This is a genomic window from Rhodosalinus sp., assembly GCF_041685465.1.
GTDB lineage: Bacteria > Pseudomonadota > Alphaproteobacteria > Rhodobacterales > Rhodobacteraceae > Rhodosalinus.
In genome coordinates, this window is the sequence record NZ_JAWLFS010000277.1 from 1 (window position 1) to 3,591 (window position 3,591).

Annotated in this window: 4 protein-coding genes; 1 reads left to right on the forward strand and 3 read right to left on the reverse strand. The window is 70.1% G+C overall.

Translation table 11 applies throughout. From position 1 onward, the window contains the following. Positions 1-1,262: ribonuclease J (locus ACESL7_RS14320; RefSeq protein WP_372893977.1), on the forward strand; the 1,262-nt coding region annotated here is incomplete at its 5' end. On the opposite strand, the gene ACESL7_RS14325 is transcribed toward ACESL7_RS14320, so the two are convergent. From ACESL7_RS14325 to ACESL7_RS14335, 3 genes are all read right to left on the reverse strand, one after another. Then, positions 1,263-1,589 (reverse strand): hypothetical protein, encoded by a 327-nt coding sequence (locus ACESL7_RS14325; RefSeq protein WP_372893978.1) that lies wholly within the window; start codon positions 1,587-1,589, stop codon positions 1,263-1,265. Then, a complete protein-coding gene (locus tag ACESL7_RS14330) occupies positions 1,586-1,795 on the reverse strand; it encodes a hypothetical protein (protein ID WP_372893979.1) in 210 nt (69 codons plus the stop codon). The genes ACESL7_RS14325 and ACESL7_RS14330 overlap by 4 nt, the downstream gene beginning before the upstream one ends. A gap of 87 nt (positions 1,796-1,882) precedes the next feature. Continuing rightward, on the reverse strand, positions 1,883-3,370 hold the full coding sequence (locus ACESL7_RS14335) for a DEAD/DEAH box helicase (RefSeq protein WP_372893980.1): 1,488 nt from the start codon (positions 3,368-3,370) through the stop codon (positions 1,883-1,885). Positions 3,371-3,591: the final 221 nt, after the last annotated feature.

Below are 3,591 nucleotides of genomic sequence, written 5' to 3' on the forward strand. Positions count from 1 at the left end.
GGGTGGGCTTCCTGCCGGTCTCGCACTCGATCCCGGAAAGCGCCGGCATGGTCATCGACACGCCGGCGGGCCGGATCGTGCACACGGCGGACTTCAAGATCGACGTCACGCCGGTGGTGGGCGAACCCTTCGACCCCGGCGCATGGGAAGAGGCGGCGAAGCCGGGGGTGCAGGCGCTGATCTGCGATTCCACGAACGTTTTCGTCGAACGGCCGGGCCGGTCGGAGGCCTCGCTCTCCTCCGATCTCGAGTCGCTCGTCGCGGGGTCGAGCGGCATGGTGGTGGCGACGACCTTCGCCTCCAACGTCGCGCGGCTGAAGACGCTGGCGGAGGCCGGCGCGCGCGCCGGGCGCTCGGTCTGCCTGATGGGGCGCGCGATGCGCCGGATGCTGGAGGCCTCGCTCGAGACCGGCGTGCTCGAGGATTTCCCGCGCACCGTGAGCCCGGAGGACGCCTCGGGCGTCCCGCGCGAGAACCTCATGCTGATCGTCACCGGCAGCCAGGGCGAGCGGCGCGCCGCCTCCGCCCAGCTCGCCCGCGGCAAGTATCAGGGGATCGAGCTCAAGGCGGGCGATACCTTCCTCTTCTCGTCCAAGACCATCCCGGGCAACGAGCGCGGCGTCCTGCGCGTCATCAACCAGCTTTCCGAGATCGGGGTGGACGTGATCGACGATTCCACCGACCGCTATCACGTCTCCGGCCATGCCAACCGCCCCGATCTGGAGCGCATGCACGAACTCATGAAGCCGAAGATGGTGATCCCGATGCACGGCGAGCACCGGATGCTGCGCGAGCACGCCAAGCTTGCCCGGAGCCGGGGCTACGCCTCCGCCATCGCGCCCAACGGCACGATGCTGGATCTGACCGGCGACGCGCCGCAGGTGGCCGAGCATGTCGAGACGAGCCGCATCTACCTCGACGGCACGGCGCAGATCGGCGCGCTCGACGGGGTGGTGCGCGACCGGATCCGCATGGCGCTGAACGGCCATGCGCTCGTCACGCTCATCCTCGACGAGGATGGCGACCCGCTCGGCGAGCCGTGGTGCGAGCTGCGCGGCCTGCCGGAAAGCGGGCGGTCGCGCGCCGATCTCGCCGAGGTGATCGAGGCCGATCTCGCGCAATTCATGGGCCGCGCGGGGAAGAAGGTGCTCGGCGACGACGACAGGCTCGAGGACGGGCTGCGCCGCATCGTGCGCAACACCGCCTTCAACGAGATCGGCAAGAAGCCCGAGGTGACCGTCGTGATCAGCCGTCTTGGCTGATCACCCCGCGCCGAGCTGCGCGAGGGCGCGGGCGTATCGGTCGAGGCGCGCGCGGTCCTTGTCTGACGGTGCCGCGATGCGCGTGAGGTCCATGTTGTCCCGCAGGTCCGCGATCTTGACGGCCCGGCCGACGGGATCGGTCCCTGCGCGCTGCACGAATGCCTCGTAGCTTTCGCCCGCACGCCGCGTGACGGCGTCGAGGCCGCGCAGAACCGGCGCCTCCGCTCCTGCCGCGGCAAGATGGTCGAGCGTCACCGGCGTGTCCTCCACCACGTCGTGGAGAAGGCCCACGATACGCGCCGCCGCGCTCTCCTGCGCCTGCATCACGCGGAGCGGATGCAGGATGTAGGGCGCGCGCCCGCCTTGTCCGTCTGCCCCGTGTGCGCCTCCGCCGCGATGGCGAGCGCGCGCTCGAGCGTGAGCGGCCCGTCCCGTGCCGCGAGAAGATGCGCCAGCGCAGGCGTCCCGGCCCCGGCGGCGCGTTGGTGCCGCAGGGCGGAGGCCAGCGCATCGTCGAAACGATGTGTCGCCATGATGCCGTCCATGATGTCAGGGAAGGAGGGCGCATGACCCTCCGCCGGGGGGATCTGTCGGCGCCCGTGTCCGGGCGCCGGATCGCATCAGCCCGCGAGGCGTTCCTCGAGGCTGAGTGCGATGAAGCGGGGCATGTGGTCGCCCATGCCGACGACCTTCGCCGGCTCCCCGCGCTCGTCCTTCGTGGCCCGCGACCTGCGCCTGGGCGCGGGCTTTTCCGGCGCGGCGGCGGTCTCTGCCTCCGGCGCGGCGGCGGCTTCGTCGCTGGCGTCTTCTTGCGCCGGCGCATCCTGTGCCGCGACGGCCGGTGCGGCCTCGTCCGCCGGCGGCGCGCTCGTCTTGCGGCGGGAGCGACCGCCGCGGCTGCGCGTCGGCTTTTCTTCGGACGGCGCCTCGGCCTCGGCCTGCGGCTCAGGGGCCGGGGCGGCCTCGGGAAGATCGACGCGCGGGATCTCCTTCTGGAGCAGGCGCTCGATGTCGGCGATGTGTTTCTCGTCCTTCGGCCCGCTGATGGTCAGCGCCTTGCCCGCGCGCCCGGCGCGGCCCGTGCGCCCGATGCGGTGCACGTAATCCTCGGCATGCGTCGGCACGTCGAAGTTGAAGATGTGGCTCACCGCCGGGATGTCGAGACCCCGCGCGGCGACGTCGGAGGCCACGAGGAAGCGCAGTGTCCCGTCCCGGAAGGCGTCCAGCGTGCGCGTGCGCGTCGCCTGGTCGAGGTCGCCGTGGATCGGCGCGGCATCGTAGCCGGCCTTCTTCAGCGACTTGGCAAGGGCATCGACCTCGACCTTGCGGTTGCAGAAGATGATCGCGTTCTTGCAGGCGGCGCCTTCGCGGTCGATCAGCGCGCGCAGGAGCTTGCGCTTGTCGCTGCCCTCCCGGTCGCGCCGTCCCGGCTGAAACATCGCGACGCCCTGTTCGATCGTCTCGGAGGCAGTGGCCTGGCGCGCCACCTCGATCCGTTCCGGGGCCTGCAGGAAGGTGTTGGTGATGCGCTCGATCTCGGGCGCCATGGTCGCCGAGAAGAAGAGCGTCTGCCGCGTGAAGGGGGTCAGGCTGAAGATGCGCTCGATGTCCGGGATGAAGCCCATGTCGAGCATCCGGTCGGCCTCGTCCACGACCATGACCTGCACGCCGGTCAGCAACAGCTTGCCGCGCTCGAAATGGTCCAGAAGCCGCCCCGGCGTGGCGATCAGCACGTCGACGCCCTTGTCGATCAGCGCGTCCTGTTCCTTGAAGCTGACGCCGCCGATCAGCAGCGCCTTGGTGAGCTTCACGTGCTTGGCGTAGGTGTCGAAGTTCTCCGCCACCTGCGCGGCGAGCTCGCGTGTCGGGCAGAGCACGAGGCTGCGCGGCATCCGCGCCCGCGCGCGGCCCCGCGCGAGCATGGTGATCATCGGGAGCGTGAAGCTCGCCGTCTTGCCGGTGCCGGTCTGCGCGATGCCGAGCACGTCGCGCCCCGCGAGCGCGGGGGGAATCGCCCCGGCCTGGATCGGGGTCGGCTCTTCGTAGCCCGCCTCCTCGATCGCCTTCAGAACCTTCGGATTGAGGTCGAGTTCAGTGAATTTGGTCATGTATATCCGTGATTTACGGACACACCCGGCCCGTAGCGTCTGTCGGAGCCGTCGCGGTGTCGGGCGGCACAGCGCCCGAGGCTCGCGGGATGTTTAAGGGAAAACCGCCCTTTGGTCAATGCGCGGCATCGGGCATCCAGGGCTCCGAATCCAAGTCACGCAGGTGAGGAGGCGAGGATTGCCGCGAGGTAGGTTGTGTCCCGTCCGGCGAGTTTTCGTCT

What these genes read in the sequence shown, in the direction of transcription:
- ACESL7_RS14335 (WP_372893980.1), bottom strand. Translation starts at nt 3,370, where the DNA reads ATGACCAAATTCACTGAACTCGACCTCAATCCGAAGGTTCTGAAGGCG.
- ACESL7_RS14330 (WP_372893979.1), bottom strand. Translation starts at nt 1,795, where the DNA reads ATGGCGACACATCGTTTCGACGATGCGCTGGCCTCCGCCCTGCGGCAC.